Raw genomic sequence first — 24,067 nt, forward strand, 5'->3', positions numbered from 1 at the left:
AACGGGAGGCCTTGACGGGGTAGGGGTTTGATCAAGCGTTCGACCGTAACTTTGGGGGGTTTGGGGGCATCTAGGGGTTGTCCTAAGGGGGCTGTTATGGAATTTGTGTTGGGTGTTCGGAAGCCGGTTCGGGGTTTGGTTGCGGTGGTTGTGGTGGCCGCGGTTGTGGGGGGAGCGGTTGGGGGGCCGGCGGTGGCTGATGGGGGGAGTGGGGGGACTGCGCTCGTGTCCGTTGGGCCGAACGGGGTCGGTGGCAACGAGGCGTCGTTCTCGGGGACGGAGAAGGGGCTGGGGGTGTCGGGGCACGGGCGGTATGTCGTGTTCTCGTCGTACGCGAGCAATCTCGTGCCGGGCGACACCAACGGGCAGCGGGATGTCTTCGTCCGGGACCTGGTCCGCGGGCAGACGACGCGCGTCTCGGTCGGCGATGGTGGGGTGCAGGGGGACGGCGAGAGCCGGCAGGGGTCGATCTCGGCCGACGGCCGGTACGTCGCGTTCAACTCGGTCGCCTCGACCCTGGTCCCCGGCGACACGAATGGTGAATGGGATGTCTTCGTCCGCGATCTGAAGGCCGGGCGTACGACGCGGGTCTCGGTGGGCCGCAGCGGCCAGGCGGACCTGAGTTCGATCGGGCCGGAGATCTCGGCCGACGGCAGCCACGTGGCGTTCACGTCCGCCGCGACCAACCTGGTGGCCGGCGACACCAACGACACACAGGACGTGTTCGTCCGCGACCTCCGCACCCGGCGGACCGAACGGGTCTCGGTGGCCTCGGACGGCAGTCAGCTCGACGTCTTCTCCAACGTGTCCGCGATCTCGGGCGATGGGCGCCTGGTGGCTTTCGGAACGCCGGCCCAATTGGTGCCCGTCCCGCCCGCGCCACCCATCACCGACACGCTGCTGTACGTCCGCGATCGCAAGGCCGCCACCACCAGAGCGGTGTCGCTGGGTACGACGTCTGACCCGCGTGCCTTCATCACCGAGGCCGCCTACCCATCCTTCTCGGACGACGGCCGGTACCTCGTCTTCACCCAGATCTCCTGGCTCGGGATCGGCGTCGACGCGATCCCGAACGTCTGGTTGCGCGACCTGCGGACCAATCGCCTGCAGCTGATCTCGGCCGACTCCCAGGGCAGGCCTTCGACAGCCGTCGGACCGGTGTTCCGCAGTGGCGTGTCCGCCGACGGGAGGTACGTGACCTTCTCCACGCCAGGCGTCCTGACCAGCGCGGATCAAGGCATCCTCGCGGATGTGTTCCGGCTCGACCGCAGGACCGGCGCACTGGTCTGGATCACCCAGGCCCAGGACCAGACCGATCCCTTCGGCGGCCGGATCGGCAGCTACGGCCCGGCGATCTCATCGGACGGCCAGCACGTGGCCTTCGAGTCCGACGACAAGCAACTGGCCCCCGGCGGCGGCAACTTCGGCTACGACACCTACAGCTGGAACGCGGTCCGCCCCAGGTGATCCTCGTCGCTGAGCGACGAAGGGGAGTGTGTCATGATCGGGCGGACGGTTGTGGAGGAACACCGGTGACCGGCTTCGGCCGGGAGTCCGGGGCGGTCCCGCCACTGTGACCGGGAGGAATCCCGGAAGCCAGGACATCCACATCCGTCCGTCGGGCCGCGGTCTCCGTGGTGCGGCGTACCAGCTGCCGGCGGGCGTGGATACCCGCTCGACGAAGGGATCCACCGCACATGCGGCCTGCCTCACCGTCCACTGGTTTCCCGTTCACCGCCGTGGTCGGGATGGACGACCTTCAGCTCGCCCTGATCCTGGCAGCCATCTCGCCGGCGATCGGCGGAGTGCTGATCCGAGGCGAGAAGGGTACGGCGAAGTCGACCGCGGTCCGCGCGTTGACGGAGATCCTCCCGCCGGTGGACGTCGTACCCGGTTGCCGCTTCTCCTGCGACCCGGATCACCCGGATGCTGCCTGTCCCGACGGCCCGCACTCGTCGGCAGGCGAATCCCGGCCGGCCCGGCTGGTCGAGCTGCCGGTTGGTGCGACTGAGGACCGGGTTCTCGGGTCGTTGCATCTCGAGAAGGCGCTGGCCGAGGGCATCACGGCGTACGAGCCAGGACTGCTGGCTGCGGCGCACCGCGGGATCCTGTACGTCGATGAGGTCAACCTCCTGCACGACCATCTGGTCGACGTACTGCTCGACGCGGCGGCTATGGGGCGGGCGACGGTCGAGCGTGATGGGGTCTCCGTCACGCACCCGGCGCGGTTCGTCCTGGTCGGGACGATGAACCCGGAGGAGGGCGAGCTCCGGCCGCAGCTGCTCGACCGGTTCGGGCTGACTGTTGATGTTGTCGCGAGCCGGGATCCTGCGGTTCGGGTCGAGGTGATGCGGGCGCGGCTGGGATACGAAGCTGACCCGGATGCCTTCATTGCTCGGTACGACGGGCCGCAGCGGGAGCTCGCTGAGCGCATCGTGAAGGCCCGTGCTCTGCTCACCGAGGTAATTCTCACCGACTCCGCTTTGCGTCAGATCGCGGAGATTTGTGCGTCGTTCGACGTCGATGGGATGCGGGCCGACCTGGTTACCGCGCGTACGGCGGTTGCGCACGCGGCCTGGTCGGGTCGGACGGTCGTTGAGGTCGACGACGTGCGCGCGGCGGCCAAGCTCGCGTTGCCGCATCGGCGTCGGCGCAATCCGTTCGATGCGCCTGGTCTTGACGATGAGCAACTGGAAGAAGCGATCAACAACAGCACGCCACCCCCGGAGGACCCGGACGACGATCCGGACGGTCCGGACGGTCCGGGCGGGGGAGCGGACCCGACGAACGACGGCGGCCCTTCTGAACCGGCCAGCGCTGACGCGGATGCCAAGGACGGGGACAGCAACAGCCAGCCCGGACCCGCGCCGGTGGGTGACGTTGCCGGCAGTTCGGAGCCGTACAAGGCTCGGCTGCTCAGCGTCCAGGCCGCCGGCATGGGCGTCGCCGGTCGACGATCCCGGGCGATCACCGAAGTCGGCCGCGTAGTTGGCGACCGTTCGCGCGTCGGCCGTGAGGCCGGTCGGCCGCACCTCCTCGCGACCATCCGATCCGCAGCGCCACACCAGCACGCGCGCGGTCGCACCGGCCCGGGTCTCGCCGTACGAGCGTCCGATGTGCGTCTCGCCGTACGCGAGGGTCGTGAGGGCAACCTCGTCCTGTTCTGCGTCGACGCGTCCGGCTCGATGGGGACGAAGAAGCGGATGGGTGAGGTGAAGACCGCGATCGTCTCGCTGCTGCTCGACGCGTACCAACGCCGCGACACCGTCGGACTGGTCACGTTCGCCGGCGCCGCCGCCACGGTTGCGCTCCCGCCGACGGGCAGCGTGGAGACCGCCGTACGACGACTTGAATCCCTACCCACCGGCGGACGTACACCGCTCGCCGAAGGACTCCTGCAAGCAGCCGAAGTACTGCGGATCGCCGCGATCCGCGATCCAAGGCGCCGCCCGCTGCTCGTGCTCGTCACCGACGGCCGCGCGACCCACGGCGACATGGCGTTCGCCCGGGCCAGGCAAGCAGCCGGATGGCTTGCCCAGCAAGGGATTGCTGCCGTCGTCGTCGACTGCGAACCGCGTCGCGGCGTACGGCTCGGTCTGGCCGGCGAGATCGCCGCGGCCCTGCATGCCGAGTACCTCGATCTCGGTGAAGTTGCCGCAGGCAACCTCATTCGCACCGTGACCGAGCGGGCGGCCTGAGATGCCGAAGGGACAACCGGCCGTCGTGCCGGAGGACGGCCTGACCACCCGGCAACGCCGCAACCGGCCGCTGCTGATGGTGCACACCGGCGAGATGAAGGGGAAGTCGACCGCTGCCTTCGGGATGGCGTTGCGCGGCTGGAACCAGGGCTGGAACATCGGCGTGTTCCAGTTCGTGAAGAGTGCGAAGTGGAAGGTCGGCGAGGAGGGCGCGTTCAAGGCGCTCGGTCAGTTGCATGAGGCAACTGGTCAGGGCGGACCGGTCGAGTGGCACAAGATGGGCGAGGGCTGGAGCTGGTCGCGCAAGGCCGGCACCGAGGCGGACCACGCCGCCGACGCACTCGAGGGCTGGCGGGAGATCCAGCGCCGGATCGCCGCGGAGACCCACGACCTCTACGTGCTGGACGAGTTCACCTACCCGATGAAATGGGGCTGGGTCGACGTCGACGAGGTGGTCGACACGCTCGTGAACCGCCCCGGCCATCAGTACGTCGTCATCACCGGACGCAGCGCGGATCCGCGGCTGCTGGAGGCCGCCGACCTCGTCACCGAGATGACCAAGATCAAGCACCCGATGGATGCGGGCCAGAAGGGCCAGAAGGGCATCGAGTGGTGAGGGCAGAACGCGTGGGGGAGTACGCGTGATCCCCAGAGTGGTCATCGCGGCACCCTCGTCCGGTGCGGGTAAGACCACGGTCGCCGTCGGGTTGATGGCCGCGCTGCGGCGGTCCGGTCACAGTGTGGCCGGCTTCAAAGTTGGGCCGGACTACATCGATCCCGGCTTTCACGCGATCGCCACCGGCCGCCCCGGCCGGAATCTCGACCCGATGCTGTCCGGCGAAGAGCGGGTCGCACCACTCTTCGCCCATGGTGCCGCAGGTGCGGACCTCGCCGTCGTCGAGGGCGTGATGGGCCTGTACGACGGTGCCCTCGGCACCGAGGGGTATGCGTCCACCGCGCACGTCGCGAAGTTGCTCAAGGCGCCCGTCGTCCTGGTCGTCGATGCATCGGCAGCAGGGCGGAGTGTCGGTGCTGTCGTGCAGGGGTTCGTTGCCTTCGACACCGAGGTGCGGATCGTCGGCGTGATCCTGAACAAGGTCGGTTCCGATCGGCACGAGGCCGAGGTTCGCGCCGGCGTCGCGCCGACCGGCGTACCGGTGCTCGGCGTACTCCGCCGCGACACTCGCCTGACCGTCCCGAGTCGGCACCTCGGCTTGGTGCCGGCCAACGAGCAGCGGGAGCAAGCGGTCGGCGCGGTTGACGCCGCCGCGGAGCTCGTCCGGCGAGGCGTCGAGCTGGACGCTTTCGTTGCCGCAGCCCGCGCCGCGTCCCCGTTCGACGCCGATGCTTGGGATCCGGCGGCTGACGTGACAGCGGCCGAGGAAGGCCGACCGGTGGTGGCCGTTGCCGGCGGCCCGGTCTTCTCCTTCCACTACACGGAGACGACCGAGCTTCTCGTTGCCGCCGGCGCCGAAGTCGTTGCCTTCGACCCGCTCACCGATCCATTGCCCGAGGCAACCGCGGCGCTCTACCTGGGCGGTGGGTTCCCCGAGCTCCACGCCGAGGCGCTGTCCGCGAACACCGTGCTACGTCGACAGGTCGGCACCGAGATCGCGGCCGGCCTACCAGTGATCGCCGAATGCGCCGGCCTGCTCTATCTGTGCCGCGAGCTCGACGGTCACCCGATGACCGGAGTCCTGCCCGCGACCGGCCGGATGACGAGCCGCCTGACCCTCGGCTACCGTACGGCGATCGCCGCGACAACGACCGCCTTCTTCGACGAGGGGCGCCGCGTCCGCGGTCACGAGTTTCACCGTACGGCGGTCGAGTTCGACGTCGACGTGGCTGCGGCCTGGCACCTGCCCAGCGGCGTCGAGGGGATCACGCTGCCCCGACTGCACGCGTCGTACCTGCACCTGCACTGGACGGCGACTCCAGACGTCCCCGCCCGCCTTGTCGCGGCGGCCCGAGTCCACGCAGGTCTGGACAAGTGAACCTCGTCGTCGGAATAGGCCTCCGCGCCGGCACGCCTTACCGCGAACTCCGCGATCTCGTCGCCGAAGCGCTCACATCGGTCCCGGGCGAGGTGCGCACGGTAGTAACAGTCGCCGGCCGAGAGTCCGAGCCGGGACTGCAACGCTTGGCAGCATCCCTCGGCGCCCAGCTCCAGACCGTGCCGGCCGATGAGCTGGCCCGCCAGTCCGTGCCGACCCCGAGCGACCAGGTCGAACGCCTTGCAGGTACGCCGAGTGTCGCGGAGGCCGCTGTCCTCGCGATCGGAGCCGAGCTCGTGGTCCTCAAACAGAGTTCGGCCAATGCGACCACGGCGATCGGCCGCTTCCTGGCAGCACCCGGCTACTCGGCTGACGAGCGTGACGTCGTACATCGGGTGATCGCGGAGCGGCGGGACGTACGGCGGGGGTTTGTCGACCTGCCGATCGACGACGAGGTGCTGATGCGGGTGCTCGAGTCCGCGCATCGGGCGCCGAGCGTGGGACTGAGTCAGCCGTGGGACTTCCTGCTGATCCGGGACGAGGCGACGCGGCGGAAGGTGCATGATCTGGCGACTGCGCAGCGGGACGCGTTCGCGGCCTCGCTGCCGCCCGACCGACGGCAGGCGTTCGACGGACTGAAGATCGAGGCGATCCTCGACACTCCGCTCAACATCGCGGTCACCTGCGATCCGGGTCGTGGCGGGCGGCATGTGCTGGGCCGGCATGCGGATCCGCGGACCACCTGGTTCTCCGCCGCGATCGCCGTACAGAACCTGTGGCTGGCTGCGCGGGCCGAAGGACTCGGGGTCGGCTGGGTCTCCTTCTTCGAACCGGCCGAAGTGGCTGCAGTTCTCGGCCTCCCGGCGCACATCGAGCTCGTCGGCTACCTGTGCGTGGGGCATGTGGAGGAGTTCGCTGCCGCACCGGAGCTCGTGCGTACCGGCTGGGCCGCACGGCGGCCGCTCGCGTGGGCAGTCCACCATGAGCAGTGGGGTCAACGGGACGCGTCCATTACCGATGACGCCCTGCAGGCCGGAGAGAACGCCGTACGAGCGACTGGTCGGCAGACGGTCCGAGTGGTCGTGGGCGGCGACCCGGCGACGTATCTGGAGCAGTCTGACGCGCTGGTCGTCGTAATAGATGGTGAGAAGCCGCCCGCTGACTTCGGTGTGCTTTGGCGGCCGGCCAGGACGGCGGTGGAGGCAGTGGAGCTCGGCGTGGAGATCGCGCGAGACCTCGCGCTGCAGGGGGTCGGGGAGCTCGTCGTACGCGTTGTCGAAGAGTCAGAGCAGGCAGATGGGCTGGCGCGGGGCTTACGGGTGGGCGCGCGAGCCTGTGGGGTGACACACTCCTCCGCATGACATCCGAGTCCACCATGTACGTGCCCGCGTTCTCGATGAAGCAGCGGGTCACGCTGATGGCGAACAAGTACGAGCTGATCGTCACCAACCCGGACGGGAGTGACGGTCCGCTGCTGGCGTTCGCGCAGCAGAAGCGGATGGCGTTCAAGGAGCAGGTCACCTTCTACACCGACGACACCAAGACCCAGCCGGTGTTCTCGTTCAAGGCGCGCAAGGCGATCGACCTCGGCTCCGGGTACGACGTGATGGACGCGAACGGGCAGCCGATCGGGTGGTTCAAGAAGGAGTTCGGCAAGAGCCTGCTCCGGTCCAGCTGGCAGCTGTCCAGCGGGCACGTGCACGCGAACGGCACCGAGCGGAACCCGACGATCGCGATCCTTCGCCGGGTCTGGGAGTTCGTCCCGTTCGTCGGCGAGATCCCGCTGCCGTTCATCTTCCACTTCGACTTCACCGAGGCCACCAACGGACAGCCGGTGCTGTCGGTCGAGCGGAAGGTCTCGATCCGCGACCGGTACCGGATCACGGTCCAGGACGAGCGGCTGGATTTCCGGGTCGCCGCCGCGATGACGGTGGCCCTGGACGCGCTCCAGAGCCGCTGAGCAGTCACAGCCCGGGTCCGGCGTACGACCGTGGTCGTAGGCCGGACTCACTCTTTTGGGTGAACCCACCCTGAGAACCTTGGTTCCGCCACTCACCGGTGCGAGTCTTGTTCACATGGGCGTAGCGCAGCGCAGTCGACGGTGGTTGGTTCCGGTCACGGCAGTCGCGGTAGTGGCAGGTGTGGGGGCACTCGGGCCAGTGGTCGCTGACGCGTCACCGAATCTGCCCGGGATCACCGCGCAGGACCTGCTCACGAAGGTGCAGACCGCGAAGGTGGACGGTCTGAGCGGCACGGTGAGCTCGAAGACCGACCTCGGCCTGCCCGCACTGCCCGGTGTGGAGGGCGGCAACCAGGCGCTCGAGCTGATCACCGGCGACCACACCGCGCGGGTCGCGTTCGCTACGCCGGACAAGGCGCGGATCTCGGTGCTGGACAACATGAACGAGCGGGTGTGGACGACGGACGGGAAGTCGGCCTGGGCCTATGACTCGTCCAACCATCAGGCCGTGAAGCTGACCGTGCCCGCGCACTCGGCGCAGCCTGAGAAGGCTCGTCCGCAGGGCTACGACCCGCAGGCGGTCGCCAAGCAGGTCCTGGCCGCGATCGACCCGACCACCAAGGTCGAGGTGAGCGGCACGGTCGAGGTCGCCGGACGCGACGCCTACAAGCTGCGTTTGGTGCCGAAGACTGACAAGACGACGGTCGGCTCGGTGACGCTGGCGGTCGACGCCAAGACCTGGGTCCCGCTGCAGGTGACCGTGATGCCGCGGACCGGGAACGATCCGGCCATTCAGGTCGGGTTCTCCGCGGTGTCGTTCGACGTACCGGCGGCCAGCACCTTCACGTTCACCCCGCCGAAGGGTGTGACGGTGAAGGAGGAGAAGGCGCCGAAGGGTCGGGAGATCCCGAAGAACGTCACCCCGCCGAAGGGGATCACGCCGAAGTTGCCGCCGGCGAAGCCTGGTACGACGAAGGGCGACGGGCCGACGACGATCGGTCAGGGCTGGGAGACCGTGGCGATGCTGCGCGGCGCGAAGCCCGCGGGGAACGGGCCGCTCGACCAGCTGCTGGCGAACGCTCCGTCCGTCCAGGGCTCGTGGGGCAAGGGCAAGATCCTCACCAGCAAGATGGTGAGCGCCCTGATCACCGACGACGGCCGGGTCTTCGTCGGCCTGGTCACCCCCGCCACCCTCCAGTCCGCCGCAGCAAAGGCCCCCCGCTAACCGTGACCACCACCCCACCCCCTCCGCCCCCCTCCGCGGAGGGGGCACCCCCATCCCCAGCCAAGGGATCGTCCCCCGCCACCTCCCAGGTGCCGGGGGACGAGACGCTCCCCAGCGCCGCGTCGGACGCGGGGACTCAGCCCCCACCCACCTCGCCGGAGGCTGGAGCGCCGGTCCCCCCGACCTCTCCTCCATCGGAGGACGAGACGCTCCCCGTCGGTCGGGTGGAGGCCAAGAACCCACCCACCTCGCCGGAGGGCGAGACGCTCCCCGTCGGTCGGGTAGAGGCCGAGAACCCACCTACCTCGTCGGACTCTGAAGTGCCGGTTCCTCCTTCTTCTCCTTTGTCGGAGGGCGGGATGCTGCCCGCTGCTGGGGTTGGGGTCCAGTCGCCGATTGTTACGCGGGGGCTTACCAAGCGGTTTCGGGGTGGGCAGGTGGCGGTGGATTCGGTTGATCTCGAGGTGCCTGCCGGAAGTGTGTTCGGGTTTCTCGGGCCCAACGGTTCCGGGAAGACGACGACGATTCGGATGTTGCTGGGGCTGATTGCGCCGACGTCCGGGTCCGTGGAACTGCTCGGCGAACCGATGCCCAAGGCTCACCTGAAGGTCCTCCCGCGGGTCGGTGCGCTGGTGGAAGGCCCGGCGTTCTACCCGTTCTGGACCGGCCAGGCCAACCTGCTCCGCTTCGACGCCGCCGACCGCACCGCCGACCCCAGGACCCGCAAAGCCCGCGCAGGAGAGGCCCTCGAGCGCGTAGGCCTCTCGAACGCAGCCGGCAAGAAGGTCCGCGCCTACTCACTCGGCATGCGCCAACGCCTAGCTATCGCAGTAGGACTGATGCAGCGCCGCGAGCTCCTCGTCCTCGACGAGCCGACCAATGGCCTCGACCCCCAAGGCACCCGCGAGGTCCGCAACCTGATCCGCGAACTAGCGAACGACGGCACCACCGTCTTCACCTCGACCCACCTCCTGGCTGAGGTCGAGCAGGTCTGCACCCACGCTGCCGTGATGAGCCGCGGCCGCCTGCTCCGCCAGTCCACGGTCGCCGACCTCCGCTCCGAGCTCCGGCCGCGCCTGAGCGTGCGTACGCCGGACCTCGGCCCGGCCGCCGAGACCCTCCAGGGCATGGGCGTCACCGACCTCAAGACCACGCCCGAGACCGTCGAGGGCGACCCCGGCGAACTCCCGATCGAGAAATTCGCCGCCGCACTGGTCGCCGCCGACGTACGCATCCATGGCTTCGGCCTGGAACGACCGAGCCTCGAAGACGCCTTCGTCGCACTCACCGGGGAGGGTTTCGATGTCGCCGAGTAGCGCGGTCGCCCAGACGGCAGCCGAAGCAACCGTCAGCCGGCCCAGCGCCGGCCGGCACACGGTCGGCCTGTTCCTGTCGGAGCTGCGCCTGGTCTTCGGCCGGGCTCGCACACTGGTCGGCCTGGGCGTCCTCGCAGCCGTCCCGCTGCTGATCGGGATCGCGATCAAGATCTCCGGCGACGACAACGGCGGGAACGGATTCCTCAGTCAGATCGGCGGCAACGGCCTGTTCCTGATCGTCGCCAGTCTCGGATTGTCGCTGCCCTTCTTCCTGCCGACCGCCGTGACGGTGATCTCGGGGGAGTCGTTGGCGGGTGAGTCGAGCCTCGGCACCCTGCGGAACATGCTGACCGCGCCGGCCGGTCGATCCCGGTTGCTCGCGGCAAAGATGGTCGCGCTCGCCGTGTTCTGCCTGGCCGCGACGATGACGATCTGGATCAGCGGGCTGATCGTCGGCTTCATCCTGTTCCCGGTCGGCGACGTGCTCCTGCTGTCCGGGACGACAGTGTCCCTCGGTGAAGGACTGCTGCGTGCGCTCGGCATCGCCGTGGTGATCTCGGGGTCGCTGCTCGGCCTGGCCGGGATCGGCCTGTTCGTGTCATCGCTGACCTCGACCCCGCTCGCGGCGATGGCCGCCACGTTCGGCACGTTCATCGTGCTGGGCATCCTGACCGCGATCCCACAGCTGCACGCGATTCACCCGTGGCTGCTGATGTACCGCTGGCAGTCGTTCGCCGACCTGCTCCGAGATCCGCCGTACTGGCATGACATCGCCCGGAACCTGTTGCTCCAGGCCGCCTACCTCGCCGTCTTCTACACCGCCGCCTGGGCACGCATCACCAGCCGCGACATCACCTGATGCCTGAGAGACTAGGTCGATGGATCCCGACCTGGTCGCCCTACTGCGCTGTCCGGTCTGTAGCGATGCACTCGCGCTGACAGACCGCACGGCGCGCTGCCCGCGCGGTCACGCGTACGACCTGGCGAAACAGGGCTACCTCAATCTGTTGCCCTCGGCATCCACTGGGATCGAGGGTGACTCGGCCGCGATGGTCGGCGCCCGGACGGTGTTCCTCGGCGGCCGCCACTACGCGCCGATCCGGGACGCGCTGATCCTCGCCGCCGTCGACCTGCAGCCCGACGACGTGGTCGTCGAAGTCGGCGCCGGCACCGCCTACTACCTGGCCGGCGTCCTCGGCCAAGCACCCGGCCGCCGCGCGCTCGCCCTCGACGTCTCGAGGTACGCCGCTCGCCGTGCGGCCAAGGTGGACCCACGGATCGGCTCGGTGGTCTGCGACGCCTGGAAAGAACTCCCGCTGCTGGATCACACCGCCCAGCTGATGCTGAATGTGTTTGCCCCTCGCAACGCGGCCGAGATGGCCCGCGTACTCGCGCCCGACGGAACGCTGCTCGTGGTCACGCCGAATCCACAGCACCTCGCCGAGTTGGTCGGCGTACTGGGACTTGTCACGGTGGATGAGGAGAAGGAGCGCCGGCTGCAGGAGTCGTTCGCGGGTGTGTTCACCCGGACCGGCTCCGAGGTGATCGAGGACGTGATGCGGCTCGACCGGGCCGCGGTCGAGCAGCTGGTCCTGATGACGCCCAGCGCGCGCCACGTGAACTACCGGGAGCTCCTGGGGCAGATCGCCCTCCTCCCGGAACCGTCGATCGTCACGTTGTCGGTGACGCTCTCGACCTGGCGGCGGACTTCCACCACTCACCAACCTCCCGCGTCCTGAGCGGCTCACGCTCCGGCGTCCGCCGGAACGAGCAGTTGGCGGAGGTTGGTGAGTGGGGCAGGTCCGTCAGGCGGCGTTGGCGGTGAGTTCGCGTGCCACGACGGAGCCGTGGTTCTCGGCGCTGACGTGGGCCTCGGTCTCCGAGACCTTGGCGGCGTCGATGAGCTCCTCCATGCCGGGCGTGACCGGGGCGAGGGTGAGTTCGGCGGCGGCGGTGCGGATGTTCATGCCGAGTACGTCGCCGAAGATGCGCTCGAGGTACGGCGTGGCGTGGTCCCAGCCGTGCTTCGGGGTGCCGGGGCTGTAGCCGCCACCGCGAGCCAGCGTGAAGATCGCCGGGCGACCGGCCGTCGGGCTGGGCCCGCGAACGAGCTCCCTGTCGATCAGCAGCAGATCGATCCAGGTCTTCACGTGCTGCGAGATGCCGTAGTTGTACAGCGGGATCGCGAGCAGGATCGCGTCCGCGGTCTTGACCTCGTTCGCGAGCTCCGCGGCGAGTGCCTTGGCCTCCGCCAGTGGCAGGTGGTCCTCGTTGGCGACGGGCTGCTGGCCCACCTGGGCCGCGGCCAGCGCCGGCCAGGCCCCGGCGGGCAACGGGTGCTGCCCGAGATCGCGCCGTACGACGACACCGTCGGGGTGCTCCGCCTTCCAGGCGGCCTCCGCGCTGTCCGCCAGGGCACGGCTCACCGATCCATCCAGACGGATGCTCGCGTCGACACGTAACAGGGTGCTCATATTTTCGGTCTCCCTTTGAGGGCTGAGGGTGTTGAGCTGTACTGAAGATAGTCTGTTGAGCAGAACATCTTCAAGTCAGATCGTATTCCGAGTGGCGTAGACCACGTACGATGGGGACCGTGAGCAGCTCTTCGCCCGAGGTCGCGACCAGGACCGCCCGTGGGATGGAACCCCAGAGCGCCAGTGGTGCGCCGGTGGAGTCCGATCTCGGCTGGGCGCTGGGCGTCGTGTTCCGCCGGTACGCGAAGGCGTCCGCGGTGGCGCTGGGGGACGTGCCAGGGGGACCGCGCGGCTATCAGGTGCTGGCTACCACGAACGCCGAAGGCCCGAAGCGGCAGCTCGATCTGGCCGCGCAGCTCGGCGTGGACCGGACCGTGATGACCTACCTGCTGGACGACCTGGAGAAGGCCGGCCTGGTGCAGCGGCAGCCCGACCCGGCCGACCGGCGGGCGCGGCTGATCCAGCCGACCGAGCAGGGGCTCGAAACCCTGTGCAACCTGGAGGCCCGGCTGCGCACCGCCGAGGACGAGGTCCTGGGCATCCTGGAGGAGTCCGAGCGCTCGAGCTTCCGCTTGCTGCTCCAGCGCGTGGCGATGCGCGCGAACACGGTCGACCCGCTCCACAACGCCTGCATGCTGGCCGACGAGACGGTCGACCCCGCCGACACCTGAGGGTCAGTGCAGCGGCACGAAGCCTGACTCGTACGCGCGGATCACGGCCTGGGTGCGATCCCGGGCGTTGAGCTTCGCCAGCACATTGGCGACGTGAGTCTTGACCGTCTGCAGCCCGAGGATCAGCTCGTTCGCGATCTCCAGGTTCGACAGGCCGCGCGCCATCAATCGCAGCACCTCTTGCTCCCGGTCGGTCAGCTGGTACTCGTCCAGCCCGGTCCGCGGGGCGTGATCGCCAACATGCGCGAGTGCGAGCGCCCGGATCGCTTCCGGGAACAACAGTGACTCGCTGCTGGCGACCGTACGGATCGCCGCGATGATGTCGTCCGGCGGCGTCCGCTTCAGCAGGAACCCGGAGGCTCCGGCGCGCAGCGCGTCGTACACGTAGTCGTCGTTCTCGAAGGTGGTGACGACCAGGACGCGTGGTGCCGGGTCGAGGTTCTCCAGCAGCAGCCGGGTCGCCTGGATGCCGTCGACCGCGGGCATCCGGACGTCCATCAGTACGACGTCCGCCCCGGTCCGGCGCACCACCGGGAGGACCTCCGCGCCGTCTCCGGCCTCGCCGACGACCTCGAGGTCGGGCTCGGCGTTGATGATGGCGCGCAGCCCGCTGCGGATCAGCGGCTCGTCGTCGACCACGACCACGGACAGGTTCATGTCATCCCTTCGTCACGCTCACCGGCAGGGTGACCGCGAGCCGCCAGCTGTCGTCCGCCCGGCCGGCGTCCACAGTCCCTCGCAGTACGGCGACCCTTTCACGGATCCCGGCCAGCCCACGGCCACCGCCGACCGAGGGGGCCGCCACGCCGTTGACCGGGTTGGTCACGGCGAGCCGTAGGCCGGAGGCATCGAGCCGGATCGACAGGTCCACGGTGAGTTCGCCGGCCGGGCGACCGGCGTGCCGGATCGCGTTGGTCAGGCCCTCCTGGATGATCCGGTAGGCCTCCCGGGACACGGCTGCCGGCAGTTGCTCCAGGTGGCCGGATCGCTCGATCTCCACCGTGATCCCGCCGGCCCGAGTCGCGTCGACCAAACGGTCCAGCTCGCCGAGGGTCGCCTGCGGCGTGGTCCGCGAACCCGGCCGGCGGTCGTCCCGCAGCAGACCGAGCACGTGGTCGAGGTCGGCCAACGCGGCCCGGGCTGAGGTCTCCATCGCGGCCAGTGCGGTCTCGGCGAACTCCGGATCGGTCGCCAGCACCCGGCGCGCAGCAGCGGCCTGGATGGTGACCAGGCTGAGCGCGTGCCCGACGCTGTCGTGCAGTTCGCGGGCCAGACGGTTGCGCTCGGCAAGCGTCGCGGTCCGGCGCTCGAGCAGCTCGATCCGCTCCGCCGCCGTCGGGCCGAGCACGCGCGGCGCCAGGTAGGCCAGCAGGGCACCGACCGCCGCGGACAGCCAGAACAGTCCGACGATGCCGCCCAGCGCGGCGGCCGGGTACCAGAGGTCGTGCCAGCTGCCGCTGATGTCGTACGACATCCCGGGAACGATGTCGCGCGGTCCGGCGGACCGGAACGGCGCGGCCACCCACATCGCACCGACGGCGAACACGATCGTGCTGAGGATGCCGATCGCGCCGCCCGCGACCAGATGCAGGCAGAACCAGAGCGTGGTCCTGCGCCGCTGCGCCCAGCTCCGGGACGGACCGAGCGGGCGCTCCTCGAACCGCACCCCGAGCAGGGACTCGACCGCGATGCCCTCCACCTCGCGGACCGCGGGCAGCATGCCGAGCACGATCGGGGGAGTGGCGACCAGGATCGCGATGATGATGCCGGTGGCAACTTGTGGCAGCTGGAGGTCGTCGGCGACCGATCCGAGCGCGCTGTCGACCAGGATGAACGCCAGTACCAGCGCGGCCCCGAGCAGCAGGTACACCCAGCGCAGGTAGGTCGACGGGCGGACCAGGCTGGCCAGCGCGGATCCGGCGTACGACGCCATCCTGCGCAGCGCGAGTCCGTCCGTCACCCCCTCATGGTGTCAAACCCGGCCGCCGGCCACCTCCCTCCCCGGAGGGAACCGTCCCTCGAGCGTGCGCTGAGTCACCCGGAGCGGCGGGTTTACGTAAATTTGACAGGGCAGGGACGGTTTCGGCGCCGGTGGGCGTCGCGATCTGCTGTCCAGGCGGGTACGGTCTGTGGTCGGGGCGGGATGCCGGTCCGGAAACGGACAGGTATGGGGAACGGCTCCAGGACGGGTGGCCAGCGGGCTCTGCGAGGATCCGGAGCGGTGGACGTAAAGTCACCGTGAAGTCCGCGTGGGCCGATTGACCACCTTTCCATATTTGATGTTTGATCAAATATCGGACGAGAGAGGTCGAGATGAGGTTGAGGCGTTCCGTCATCGCTGCGGTGACGGTCCTGGGGCTCGCCCTGGTCAGTGCTTGCAACAACGGTGACGACGGCAAGGAAGCGGACTCCGGCCTGACGAAGGTCAGCTACCTGACTTCGTTCAACACCTTCGGCCGCGAGGCCTACGCTTATGTCGCCCTGGAGAAGGGCTACTTCAAGGACGCCGGTTTCGACGTCAAGATCTCGCCGGGATCCGGCACGGTCGACGTGATGAAGCTGGTGGCCGGGGGTCAGGCCGACTACGGCATCGGTGACTTCACCGCGACCGTGATCACGCTCGCGAACCAGAAGCTGCCGGTCACCACGGTCGGGATGATCCACCAGCGGTCGATGGCCGCGATCGTCTCGCTCGAGGGCTACGGCATCAAGGGTCCGAAGGACCTGGTCGGCAAGTCGGTCGGCGACCAGCCGGGCTCGACGAACACGGTGATGTTCCCGGTCTATGCCAAGAAGGTCGGCATCGACCCCAAGTCGGTCAAGTTCATCCCGTCGCCGCCGGCCGGCCTGCCGGCATTGCTTGCCTCCGGCAAGGTGCCCGCGATCGGCCAGTTCGTGGTCGGCAAGCCGCTGATCGAGAAGGCCGACAAGGAGAAGCACCGCAAGGCCGTCGTGCTGCCGTACGGCGAGGCACTGCCGGACCTGTACGGCAACGCGATCATCACCCGGACCGACCTGGCCAAGGACCACCCGGACCAGGTGACGAAGTTCACCGGGGCGCTGCTCAAGGGTCTGCAGGACTCCTACGACGACCCGGCCGGCTCGGCCGAGATCCTGAAGAAGTACGTGCCGAACACGGATCTCGCGGTCGCGACCGAAGAGCTGACCATCATGAAGGACTACACCAAGCCCAAGGACTACCAGGGTCCGCTGGGCGCGGTCAGCCTGGACCGGGTGAACAAGGTCATCACGGCCCTGGAGGACGCGGATCAGATCAAGCCGAAGGGCTCGGTCAAGCCCGAGGACGTGGTCAACCTCAGCCTCGCACCGAAGAGCTGAGCCGGCCTCGATGATCCAGCTGGACGGTGTGGGTCAGGTCTTCGACGGACGCGAGGGCCAGGTCACGGCCCTCGAGGAGATCGACCTGCACGTCCGCGAGGGCGAGTTCGTCACGCTGATCGGCCGGTCCGGGTGTGGGAAATCCACCCTGCTCCGGCTGATCGCGGGGCTGCTCCCGCCGACGTCGGGCACGGTCAAGGTGGCGGGTGACCCCGTCACCGGGCCGCGTCCGGACGTGTCGTTCATGTTCCAGCGCCCGGCTCTGCTGCCGTGGCGGTCGGTGCTGTCCAACGTGATGCTGCCGATCGAGATCGACGGCCGTACGGGTGGCCGCAGTAAAACGGCGTACCGGGAGCTGGCGCATCAGTTGCTGGAGATGGTCGGTCTGCAGGGGTTCGAGCGGCGGCTCCCGCAGGAGTTGTCGGGCGGGATGCAGCAGCGGGTGTCGCTGTGCCGGTCGTTGATCCGCGACCCGCAGGTCCTGCTGATGGACGAGCCGTTCTCCGCGCTCGACGCGCTCACCCGGACCGAGCTGTCCGAGGAATTGCAGCGGATCAAGATGGAGCTGTCCACCACGATCGTGTTCGTCACGCACTCGATCGAGGAGGCCGTCGTACTGGCCGACCGGGTGGTCGTGCTGACGCCGCGGCCGGGCCGGATGCGGCAGATCGTCGACATCGACATCCCACGGCCGCGCAGCCTCGGCCAGAACGCACACCTCACCGAGGTCGCGCGGATCAGCGGCCTGCTGCACGGGCTGCTCGCGGAGAAGGCCGAGCCGACCGAGCAGCGGTTGCTCGACGAGGTGTGGCCGCGATGAGCAAGCCTGCGGCGACCAAGCCTGCGGTGGCCAAGCCGGCGGTGACCAGGCGGGCGATGAGCAAGCGCTCCTGGCTGAAGGACTCCACCGCTGGTGCCGTCCTGCTTCCGGTGCTCGGACTGATCGCGGCCATCGCACTGTGGTGGCTGGCCACGGTCGTGTTCTCGATCGAGTCGTACCTGTTGCCCAGCCCCAAGGACGTGTTCGCCAAGTTCTTCGAGCAGCCGGCCTACCTGCTCGGGGAGACCGGTACGTCGTTGCTGGAGACGATCGAGGGCTTCGCTCTCGCGATCGTGATCGGCGTACCGATCGCGCTGGTGATCGTGACGTCGACGATCCTCGAGCGGCTGGTCTACCCGCTGCTGCTGATGGTGAACGCGATCCCCAAGGTCGCGATCGCGCCGCTGCTGGTGATCTGGATGGGCTTCGGCCAGTGGCCCAAGGTCGTGATGGTGCTGCTGATGTGCTTCTTCCCGATCGTCATCTCGACCGCGCAGGGGATGAAGTCGACGCCGACCGAGCTGGTCGAGTTGCTCCGGTCGCTGAACGCGAGCCGGACACAGGAGTTCTTCAAGTTGCGCATCCGGTTCGCGATGCCGCAGATCTTCACCGGGCTCAAGGTCGCGATCTCGCTGGCCGTGATCGGTTCGGTGATCTCGGAGTTCGTCGGCGCCACCCGCGGTCTGGGTTATGTGATCCAGCAGTCCGGTGCGACCGCCGACACCACGCTGGCGTTCGCCGCGATCACGCTGCTCAGCATCATGAGCATCGTCTTGTTCTACGCGCTGGTCCTGCTGGAGCACCTGCTGTTGCCCTGGGCACAGGAGTCCCGGTGACCGCTCAAGCGTCCGACGCGGACCGCCGCGTCCTGGTCCGGCCCGCCTGGCTGGAAGCGACCGTCTCGGCCGTCTTCACCGCGCTCGGCTTCGACCCCGCCGACGCGGCGAAGATCGCCACCGCCCTGGTCGAGGCCGACCTGCGCGGCGTCAGCTCGCACGGCGTCATGCTGGTCCCGATGTACGTCGAGCGCCTGAACGCCGGCGGTGTCACGCGGGAACGCGAGCTCGACATCCTGTACGACGCCGGCGCGGCGATGGTCGTGGATGCGCGCGGCGGGATGGGGCAGCTGTCCAGCCCGCAGGCGATGGGACACGCGATCGAGCGGGCCGGCCGGTACGGACTCGGTCTGGTCTCGGTCCGCAACGCTCACCACTTCGGTGCCGCCAGCCGCTGGGCCATGCAGGCCGGCGAGGCGGGGTGTATCGGTATCGCGATGTCCAACACGACCCCGTTGATGCCGGCGCCGGGTGGGGCCGAGCGGCTCGTCGGCAACAATCCGCTCGCGATCGCCGTACCGACCTCGGCCGGGGTGGAGATCGTGCTGGACATGGCCCTGTCAGCCGTTGCCCTGGGCAAGATCCGGCTGGCGGCGTCGTCCGGGCGGCCGATCCCGGACACCTGGGCGACCGACCAGTCGGGGACGCCGACCACGGACCCAGACGAGGCCGTGCTCGGGATGTTGCTGCCGGCCGCCGGTCACAAGGGCTTCGGGCTGGCGTTGATGATCGACGTACTGACCGGCGTACTCAGTGGTGGTGGGTGGGGTGACCAGGTCCGGCCGTTGTACCGGGAGCCGGACCGGCCGAACGATTGTGCGCATCTGTTCCTGGCGATCGACCCGGAACTGATGGGTGGGGTGGAGAGTTTCCGGCGGCGTTCATCCGGGCTGGCCGCGCGGATCCGGGGCAGTGCGACGGCGCCGGGGGTGAACCGGCTGTACCTGCCGGGGGAGATCGAGGCGGAACGGGCAGCACAGCAGCGGCGGCACGGCGTACTGATCGAGAGGTCAGGGCTGGACGGGCTGCTGGCGGCCGCGCGAGCGGTCGGTGCCGTGGTTCCGGCGGGAGGGCTACTGAGCTGATGGCGAAGACACAGGTGTCGACGCCTGCGCTGCACACCCCGAACGGGGTGTTCTCGCAGGCCACCGTGATCGAGGCGACCGGGCGGATGGTGTTCGTCTCCGGGATGACGGCACGTCGTCCGGACGGCAGCATCGCGGGCGTCGGTGACATTCGGGAGCAGACCCGGCAGGTGTGCGAGAACGTGCGGTCGGCCGTGGAAGCGGCCGGCGGGACGCTCGCCGATGTCTGCCGGGTGGATGTGTACGTGCGCAACATGGAGGACTTCGCCAAGATCCACGAGATCCGGGCGCAGTTCTTCGCGGAGCCGCTGCCGGCCTCGACCATGGTCGAGGTCAGCAAGCTCGCGCACCCTGACTATCTGATCGAGATCAGCGCGATCGCGGTGGTCTCATGACCGGGGGTGATGGCTGTGCGTGGCGTCGAGTGGACCTGAGATGCGGTACGTGATGGTGGAGTACGCCGGGCAGGAACGGCCCGGCGTACTCGAGGGGGACTCGGTTCTGTTGCTTGCAGCAACAGACTTGACCGAGGTCATCTCCGCGCCGGCCGATGTGGTGGACGAGATCCCTTTCAGCGAAGGGATTCTGCGGCCGCCGCTGCGCCGGTTCCGGCGTGACATCCTCTGCACCGGGTGGAACTACTGGGACCACTTCGAGGAGAGCAAGGGCAAGCGCGAGGGCCAGGACGTGGACCGGCCCGAGCACCCGACGTTCTTCACCAAGGGCCCGGACGTCGTCATCGGCCCGTACGACGACATCGCCTGGGACCCCGCACTGTCGGCCAAGTGGGACTACGAGGCCGAGGTCGCCCTGGTGATCGGCAAGACCGGCCGGAACATCCCGGTCGCCGAAGCCCTGGACCACGTGTGGGGTTACACACTGGCGAACGACGTGTCGCAACGCGATCTGCAGCGGCAGCACGGCGGTCAGTGGCTGAAGGGCAAGAGCATCGACAACACGATGCCGCTCGGACCCTGGATCGTGACTGCCGACGAGCTCGGCGATCCGCAGGACATCCACCTGCAGTGCCTGGTGAACGGTGAGGTGCGGCAGGACGCGTCGACGAAGCAGATGGCGTACGACGTCGCCACCCTGATCAGTGAGCTCTCCTTCGGTATGACCCTGCGCCCGGGCGACCTGCTGCTGACCGGCACGCCGGCCGGTATCGGCAACGCCCGCGAGCCCCAGGTGTTCCTGCAGGAAGGCGATGTAGTCATCACCCGGGCCGACAAGATCGGTGAACTCCGCAACAAAGTCTCCCGCGCATGAGCGGCCCGTTGGAGCTGTTGCCGGGTGGTGGCAAGGGCGGTCGGCGTACGCTCGCGGAGCACGCCGCGGCCGAGCTGCACCAGCTGATCCTGTCCGGTGAGCTTCCCAGCGGTACGCCGTTACGCCTGGTGGAGCTGGCGAATCGGCTGGAGATGAGCCAGATGCCGGTCCGGGAAGGACTGCGCCGGCTGGAGGCGCTCGGACTGGTCGAGATCATCCCGCACCGTGGTGCGTGGGTGCGTGACTTGTCGGTCGAGGATCTGCGCGACACGCATGAGACCCGGCTGGCGTTGGAGTCCCTCGCCGTACGTGCTGCCGCGGAACGGTTCACCACTGCGGACGGTGAGAAGGCGGCGGTCGCGTTGGCCGACCACCTCCAGCTTTCGCGGGCGCAGGACTCGGCGGGTGCTCGGCAGGCACATGCGGACTTCCACTTCGCCATCTACCGGGCGAGTGGATCGCAGTGGTTGCCGCGGGCAATTGAGCCGGTGTGGCAGAACAGTGAGCGGTACCGGTTCGGCAGCCGGCCGACCGCGTTCCTGATCGAGCGGAACCGGCAAGAACACCAGGCGATCCTGGACGCATGTGCCGACCGCGATCCGAATGCGGCGGAGCTTGCCTTGCGCAACCACCTGTCGGGCGCGTTCCAGCGGATCACCGAGACTATGACGTCGAAGAAGGAGACGTCATGAAGGTTCGTTTCGACGCGACCGGTGAGGTCGTGGTGATCACCGGTGGTGCCCAAGGCATCGGTTCGGCGCTGGCCAGGGCGGTGAACGCGGTTGGTGGTACCGCGGTGGTCTTCGATGTCGTGAAGCCGGCCGACCCCGCGGTCGAGTACGTCGAGACCGACGTCGCGGACCGGTCGTCGGTCGAGGCCGCTGTGGGCAGTGTGCTGAGACGGTTCGGCCGGATCGACGGACTGGTCGCCGGAGCGGCTGTGCAGCCCCGGTCGCCGGTGCTGGAGATGGACTCGGCCGACTGGACCCGTGCGCTGCAGGTGAACCTCGACGGTGTCGTGTGGCTGTGTCAGGCCGTCGTACCGCACATGGTGTCGCGGCGGTCAGGTTCGGTCGTCGTGTTCACCTCGGGGATGGCGACGACCGGGTATCCGGGTGCGTCGGCCTACGCGGCGAGCAAGGCGGCGCTGGTCGGGTTCGCGAAGTCGCTGGCCGCGGAGGTGGCCGAGCACCGGGTCCGGGTGAACGTGATCGCGCCGGGGGTGATCGACACCGAGCAGTTCCGCGGAGCGAACGCCGGTGCGGACCGGGAGCACTGGCAGGACACCATTGGTATCGGCGACCCCGAGGACGTGGTCGGCCCGTTGCTGTTCCTGCTGTCCGACGCGGCCGCGATGACCGGGTCGGTGCTGACCCGGGAACGCGCCTTTGCGAAGCTCGCGACCTTGTGGAGTGATGAGTGACTGAACAGCTGCCCGTCGCAGTGGTGGGCGCCGGACCGATCGGGCTGACGACAGCCCTCGGCCTGGCGCACTACGGCGTACCGTTCGTGCTGCTGGAGGAGGACGCGGTCCTGTCCTCCGACACCAAGGCCGGTACGACGCTCAGCCGGACGCTCGAGGTCTGGAACCGGTACGGCGCGGTCGACGGGATCCTGTCCGCCGCACTGCGGATCGACGAGATCGGTGACATCGACCGGGCCACCAACACGCCCCGTGCGTCGGTGCAGCTGGCCGAGCTGGTCAACGACACGCAGTTCCCGTTCGTGATCAACCTGCCGCAGCAGAAGATGGAGCCGATCCTGGCGGCGGCGCTGGACCAGCCCGTACTGACGCAGCACCGCCTGCTGTCGTTCGACGTACTGGACGATCGGGTCGTGCTGCACGTGGAGACGCCGGACGGGCCGCGGGACATCGAGGCATCGCATCTGCTCGCGTGTGACGGTGGCCGGAGCAAGATCCGCGACGCGCTCGGTGTGAAGGTGGTGGGGGAGACCCTGCCCGAGCGGTACATGCTGATCGACGTCCTGGTCGACCTGGACGTCAACAACGCGCGCGACTACCCGTACCTCGCGTACTTCGCGGACCGGTCCGAGTGGATGGTCCTGATCCGGCAGCCGGACAACTGGCGGTTCCTGTTCCCGCTCGGCCCGGGGGCCGAGCCGCCGGGGGACGAGGACCTGCTGGTGAAGGTGAAGCAGTTCATCGGCGAGGTGGACCGGATCGAGCTGCTCGGATCAGTTGTCTACAACGTGCACCACCGGGTCGCCGAGCAGTGGACGGTGGATCGCAAGGTGTTCCTGATGGGCGATGCGGCCCATCTGATCACGCCGATGTGGGCCTTGGGCCTCAACACCGGTGTCCTGGATGCGTCCAACCTGCCGTGGCGGCTCGCGTGGGTGCTGCGTGGCTGGGCTTCGGAGACCTTGCTCGACGGCTATGAGCAGGAGCAGCGACCGGTGGCGATCGAGGGCTCGGGTGAGATGGCCGAAGCCGCGCGCAAGTACATGGCTCAGCAGCGAGGTGCCGTCACCGAGGCCACCGGTGCTTGGGCGACGGCGTACAACCGGACGCTGCTGAGTGTCCGGCTCGACGTGGAGGGCGTGGGCGACTGGTCGATGGTTGCGACCACCGCTGCACCTCCTGCGGTCCGCGCCGGTGACCGGGCTCCCGATCTGGCCCTGCAGAGTCCGACCGGCCGGGTGACGATCCATGACCTGTGCAAGGACTCGTTCGTCGCGCTGTACTTCACCGACGTACGGCGCCGCCCGGAGATCCCGGTGAACGACTCGCCGGCGCTGAAGCACTACGCGGTCTCCCGGTGGGATGCACCGCACGACTCCGGCCTGCGTGACCGCGCGCTGTTCGACCCGGGCAGCATTGCCACGAACCGGTACGGCGTACCACCGGAGAGCGTCGTACTGGTCCGGCCCGACGGGCATGTTGCTGCTGTGGCTCCGATGGGTACCGGTGTGGCCGAGGAGCTCTACACCCACATCACCGACCGCCCCGTACCCCGGGAGGTCTCGTGACCACTTTCGACCAGCAGTTGCACGAAGTGCTGATCCAGACCGAGGACCTCGAGTGGGTGGAGAAGTCCCTGGCGGGGCTGTCCCACAAGATGTTGTGGCGCGATCCGGAGACTGAGGCCTCGATCGCCCTGGTGCGGTTCGAGCAGGGGTCCGGGATCCCGTCGGAGCACCAGCACGCCTCGAACCAGTTCATGTTCTGCCTGTCCGGGCGGTACATGTACCTGCCGACGAAGACGACGCTGACCAAGGGCAGCTTCTACTGGAACCCCAAGGGCAACGTGCACGGGCCGACGCTCGCCGAGGAGACCAGCATCCTGCTGGAGGTGTACGACGGTCCGCACTATCCGGAGCGGCCGGCGTTCTACGACAACGACGAGGACGCCCGCTGA

Annotated in this window: 24 protein-coding genes and 1 riboswitch; of the genes, 21 read left to right on the plus strand and 3 right to left on the minus strand. The window is 68.7% G+C overall.

What is annotated here, in order from left to right:
- The first annotated feature begins 225 nt into the window (after positions 1 to 225).
- The 10 genes from AB0L70_RS21465 (at position 226) to AB0L70_RS21510 (ending at position 11,932) form a co-directional block, all read left to right on the plus strand.
- Positions 226 to 1,467, plus strand: coding sequence for a hypothetical protein (locus tag AB0L70_RS21465; RefSeq protein WP_363686667.1), 1,242 nt, complete (start codon positions 226 to 228; stop codon positions 1,465 to 1,467).
- A 57-nt stretch (positions 1,468 to 1,524) separates the two neighbouring features.
- Positions 1,525 to 1,604: riboswitch (cobalamin riboswitch) on the plus strand.
- Positions 1,605 to 1,697: 93 nt separating this feature from the next.
- Positions 1,698 to 3,698: a putative cobaltochelatase gene (locus AB0L70_RS21470; protein WP_363686669.1), complete on the plus strand. Its 2,001-nt coding sequence runs from the start codon at positions 1,698 to 1,700 to the stop codon at positions 3,696 to 3,698.
- A gap of 1 nt (position 3,699) precedes the next feature.
- Positions 3,700 to 4,314 carry a cob(I)yrinic acid a,c-diamide adenosyltransferase gene (gene cobO, locus AB0L70_RS21475; RefSeq protein ID WP_363686671.1) on the plus strand — a complete coding sequence of 205 codons (615 nt, stop codon included), beginning with the start codon at positions 3,700 to 3,702 and terminating at the stop codon, positions 4,312 to 4,314.
- A gap of 25 nt (positions 4,315 to 4,339) precedes the next feature.
- A complete protein-coding gene (locus AB0L70_RS21480; protein WP_363686672.1) occupies positions 4,340 to 5,692 on the plus strand; it encodes a cobyrinate a,c-diamide synthase in 1,353 nt (450 codons plus the stop codon).
- The gene (bluB, locus tag AB0L70_RS21485; protein ID WP_363686674.1) at positions 5,689 to 7,053 is read left to right on the plus strand and encodes a 5,6-dimethylbenzimidazole synthase; all 1,365 of its coding nucleotides are present in this window, start codon (positions 5,689 to 5,691) and stop codon (positions 7,051 to 7,053) included. The genes AB0L70_RS21480 and bluB overlap by 4 nt, the downstream gene beginning before the upstream one ends.
- Positions 7,050 to 7,652, plus strand: coding sequence for a hypothetical protein (locus tag AB0L70_RS21490; RefSeq protein ID WP_363686676.1), 603 nt, complete (start codon positions 7,050 to 7,052; stop codon positions 7,650 to 7,652). The genes bluB and AB0L70_RS21490 overlap by 4 nt, the downstream gene beginning before the upstream one ends.
- A 115-nt stretch (positions 7,653 to 7,767) precedes the next feature.
- Positions 7,768 to 8,877 carry a hypothetical protein gene (locus tag AB0L70_RS21495; RefSeq protein WP_363686678.1) on the plus strand — a complete coding sequence of 370 codons (1,110 nt, stop codon included), beginning with the start codon at positions 7,768 to 7,770 and terminating at the stop codon, positions 8,875 to 8,877.
- A gap of 437 nt (positions 8,878 to 9,314) precedes the next feature.
- Positions 9,315 to 10,193: an ABC transporter ATP-binding protein gene (locus tag AB0L70_RS21500; RefSeq protein ID WP_363686680.1), complete on the plus strand. Its 879-nt coding sequence runs from the start codon at positions 9,315 to 9,317 to the stop codon at positions 10,191 to 10,193.
- The gene (locus tag AB0L70_RS21505; RefSeq protein WP_363686682.1) at positions 10,180 to 11,052 is read left to right on the plus strand and encodes an ABC transporter permease subunit; all 873 of its coding nucleotides are present in this window, start codon (positions 10,180 to 10,182) and stop codon (positions 11,050 to 11,052) included. The genes AB0L70_RS21500 and AB0L70_RS21505 overlap by 14 nt, the downstream gene beginning before the upstream one ends.
- Positions 11,053 to 11,071: 19 nt before the next feature.
- Positions 11,072 to 11,932 (plus strand): putative RNA methyltransferase, encoded by an 861-nt coding sequence (locus tag AB0L70_RS21510; RefSeq protein WP_363686684.1) that lies wholly within the window; start codon positions 11,072 to 11,074, stop codon positions 11,930 to 11,932.
- A gap of 66 nt (positions 11,933 to 11,998) precedes the next feature.
- On the opposite strand, the gene AB0L70_RS21515 is transcribed toward AB0L70_RS21510, so the two are convergent.
- Complete coding sequence (locus tag AB0L70_RS21515; RefSeq protein WP_363686686.1) at positions 11,999 to 12,667, minus strand: NAD(P)H-dependent oxidoreductase; 669 nt, start codon at positions 12,665 to 12,667, stop codon at positions 11,999 to 12,001.
- A 110-nt stretch (positions 12,668 to 12,777) separates the two neighbouring features.
- Here AB0L70_RS21515 and AB0L70_RS21520 point away from each other — a divergent pair, with 110 nt between their 5' ends.
- The gene (locus AB0L70_RS21520; RefSeq protein ID WP_363686688.1) at positions 12,778 to 13,338 is read left to right on the plus strand and encodes a MarR family transcriptional regulator; all 561 of its coding nucleotides are present in this window, start codon (positions 12,778 to 12,780) and stop codon (positions 13,336 to 13,338) included.
- 3 nt (positions 13,339 to 13,341) lie between these two features.
- On the opposite strand, the gene AB0L70_RS21525 is transcribed toward AB0L70_RS21520, so the two are convergent.
- Both AB0L70_RS21525 and AB0L70_RS21530 read right to left on the minus strand, forming a co-directional pair.
- Entirely contained in the window at positions 13,342 to 13,995 is a 654-nt protein-coding gene (locus AB0L70_RS21525) for a response regulator transcription factor (protein WP_363686690.1), read from the minus strand.
- Between the two features lies 1 nt (position 13,996).
- Positions 13,997 to 15,298, minus strand: coding sequence for a histidine kinase (locus AB0L70_RS21530; protein ID WP_363686692.1), 1,302 nt, complete (start codon positions 15,296 to 15,298; stop codon positions 13,997 to 13,999).
- A 353-nt stretch (positions 15,299 to 15,651) separates the two neighbouring features.
- Between AB0L70_RS21530 and AB0L70_RS21535 the strand changes: the two genes are divergently transcribed.
- The 10 genes from AB0L70_RS21535 to AB0L70_RS21580 are packed head-to-tail and all read left to right on the plus strand — an operon-like array spanning position 15,652 to position 24,067.
- Positions 15,652 to 16,677: an ABC transporter substrate-binding protein gene (locus AB0L70_RS21535; protein WP_363686694.1), complete on the plus strand. Its 1,026-nt coding sequence runs from the start codon at positions 15,652 to 15,654 to the stop codon at positions 16,675 to 16,677.
- A 10-nt stretch (positions 16,678 to 16,687) separates the two neighbouring features.
- Entirely contained in the window at positions 16,688 to 17,497 is an 810-nt protein-coding gene (locus AB0L70_RS21540) for an ABC transporter ATP-binding protein (protein WP_363686696.1), read from the plus strand.
- Entirely contained in the window at positions 17,494 to 18,333 is an 840-nt protein-coding gene (locus AB0L70_RS21545) for an ABC transporter permease (protein ID WP_363686698.1), read from the plus strand. The genes AB0L70_RS21540 and AB0L70_RS21545 overlap by 4 nt, the downstream gene beginning before the upstream one ends.
- Positions 18,330 to 19,418, plus strand: coding sequence for an Ldh family oxidoreductase (locus tag AB0L70_RS21550; protein WP_363686700.1), 1,089 nt, complete (start codon positions 18,330 to 18,332; stop codon positions 19,416 to 19,418). The genes AB0L70_RS21545 and AB0L70_RS21550 overlap by 4 nt, the downstream gene beginning before the upstream one ends.
- Positions 19,418 to 19,813, plus strand: coding sequence for a RidA family protein (locus AB0L70_RS21555; RefSeq protein WP_363686702.1), 396 nt, complete (start codon positions 19,418 to 19,420; stop codon positions 19,811 to 19,813). The genes AB0L70_RS21550 and AB0L70_RS21555 overlap by 1 nt, the downstream gene beginning before the upstream one ends.
- A gap of 40 nt (positions 19,814 to 19,853) precedes the next feature.
- Entirely contained in the window at positions 19,854 to 20,687 is an 834-nt protein-coding gene (locus AB0L70_RS21560; RefSeq protein ID WP_363686704.1) for a fumarylacetoacetate hydrolase family protein, read from the plus strand.
- Complete coding sequence (locus AB0L70_RS21565; protein ID WP_363686706.1) at positions 20,684 to 21,379, plus strand: GntR family transcriptional regulator; 696 nt, start codon at positions 20,684 to 20,686, stop codon at positions 21,377 to 21,379. Before AB0L70_RS21560 ends, AB0L70_RS21565 begins: the two co-directional genes overlap by 4 nt.
- The gene (locus AB0L70_RS21570; protein WP_363686708.1) at positions 21,376 to 22,110 is read left to right on the plus strand and encodes an SDR family oxidoreductase; all 735 of its coding nucleotides are present in this window, start codon (positions 21,376 to 21,378) and stop codon (positions 22,108 to 22,110) included. Before AB0L70_RS21565 ends, AB0L70_RS21570 begins: the two co-directional genes overlap by 4 nt.
- Entirely contained in the window at positions 22,107 to 23,678 is a 1,572-nt protein-coding gene (locus AB0L70_RS21575) for an FAD-dependent monooxygenase (protein WP_363686710.1), read from the plus strand. Before AB0L70_RS21570 ends, AB0L70_RS21575 begins: the two co-directional genes overlap by 4 nt.
- Positions 23,675 to 24,067, plus strand: coding sequence for a cupin domain-containing protein (locus AB0L70_RS21580; protein ID WP_363686712.1), 393 nt, complete (start codon positions 23,675 to 23,677; stop codon positions 24,065 to 24,067). Before AB0L70_RS21575 ends, AB0L70_RS21580 begins: the two co-directional genes overlap by 4 nt.

Origin of the sequence: Kribbella sp. NPDC051952, from assembly GCF_040680855.1 — a bacterium.
GTDB lineage: Bacteria > Actinomycetota > Actinomycetes > Propionibacteriales > Kribbellaceae > Kribbella.

Bases quoted from the DNA above. Each gene is read 5' to 3' on its own strand.
- AB0L70_RS21470 (WP_363686669.1), top strand. From the start codon at position 1,698: ATGCGGCCTGCCTCACCGTCCACTGGTTTCCCGTTCACCGCCGTGGTC.
- cobO (WP_363686671.1), top strand. From the start codon at position 3,700: ATGCCGAAGGGACAACCGGCCGTCGTGCCGGAGGACGGCCTGACCACC.
- AB0L70_RS21490 (WP_363686676.1), top strand. From the start codon at position 7,050: ATGACATCCGAGTCCACCATGTACGTGCCCGCGTTCTCGATGAAGCAG.
- AB0L70_RS21495 (WP_363686678.1), top strand. From the start codon at position 7,768: ATGGGCGTAGCGCAGCGCAGTCGACGGTGGTTGGTTCCGGTCACGGCA.
- AB0L70_RS21505 (WP_363686682.1), top strand. From the start codon at position 10,180: ATGTCGCCGAGTAGCGCGGTCGCCCAGACGGCAGCCGAAGCAACCGTC.
- AB0L70_RS21510 (WP_363686684.1), top strand. From the start codon at position 11,072: ATGGATCCCGACCTGGTCGCCCTACTGCGCTGTCCGGTCTGTAGCGAT.
- AB0L70_RS21515 (WP_363686686.1), bottom strand. From the start codon at position 12,667: ATGAGCACCCTGTTACGTGTCGACGCGAGCATCCGTCTGGATGGATCG.
- AB0L70_RS21520 (WP_363686688.1), top strand. From the start codon at position 12,778: ATGGGGACCGTGAGCAGCTCTTCGCCCGAGGTCGCGACCAGGACCGCC.
- AB0L70_RS21525 (WP_363686690.1), bottom strand. From the start codon at position 13,995: ATGAACCTGTCCGTGGTCGTGGTCGACGACGAGCCGCTGATCCGCAGC.
- AB0L70_RS21535 (WP_363686694.1), top strand. From the start codon at position 15,652: ATGAGGTTGAGGCGTTCCGTCATCGCTGCGGTGACGGTCCTGGGGCTC.
- AB0L70_RS21540 (WP_363686696.1), top strand. From the start codon at position 16,688: ATGATCCAGCTGGACGGTGTGGGTCAGGTCTTCGACGGACGCGAGGGC.
- AB0L70_RS21545 (WP_363686698.1), top strand. From the start codon at position 17,494: ATGAGCAAGCCTGCGGCGACCAAGCCTGCGGTGGCCAAGCCGGCGGTG.
- AB0L70_RS21555 (WP_363686702.1), top strand. From the start codon at position 19,418: ATGGCGAAGACACAGGTGTCGACGCCTGCGCTGCACACCCCGAACGGG.
- AB0L70_RS21560 (WP_363686704.1), top strand. From the start codon at position 19,854: ATGCGGTACGTGATGGTGGAGTACGCCGGGCAGGAACGGCCCGGCGTA.
- AB0L70_RS21565 (WP_363686706.1), top strand. From the start codon at position 20,684: ATGAGCGGCCCGTTGGAGCTGTTGCCGGGTGGTGGCAAGGGCGGTCGG.
- AB0L70_RS21570 (WP_363686708.1), top strand. From the start codon at position 21,376: ATGAAGGTTCGTTTCGACGCGACCGGTGAGGTCGTGGTGATCACCGGT.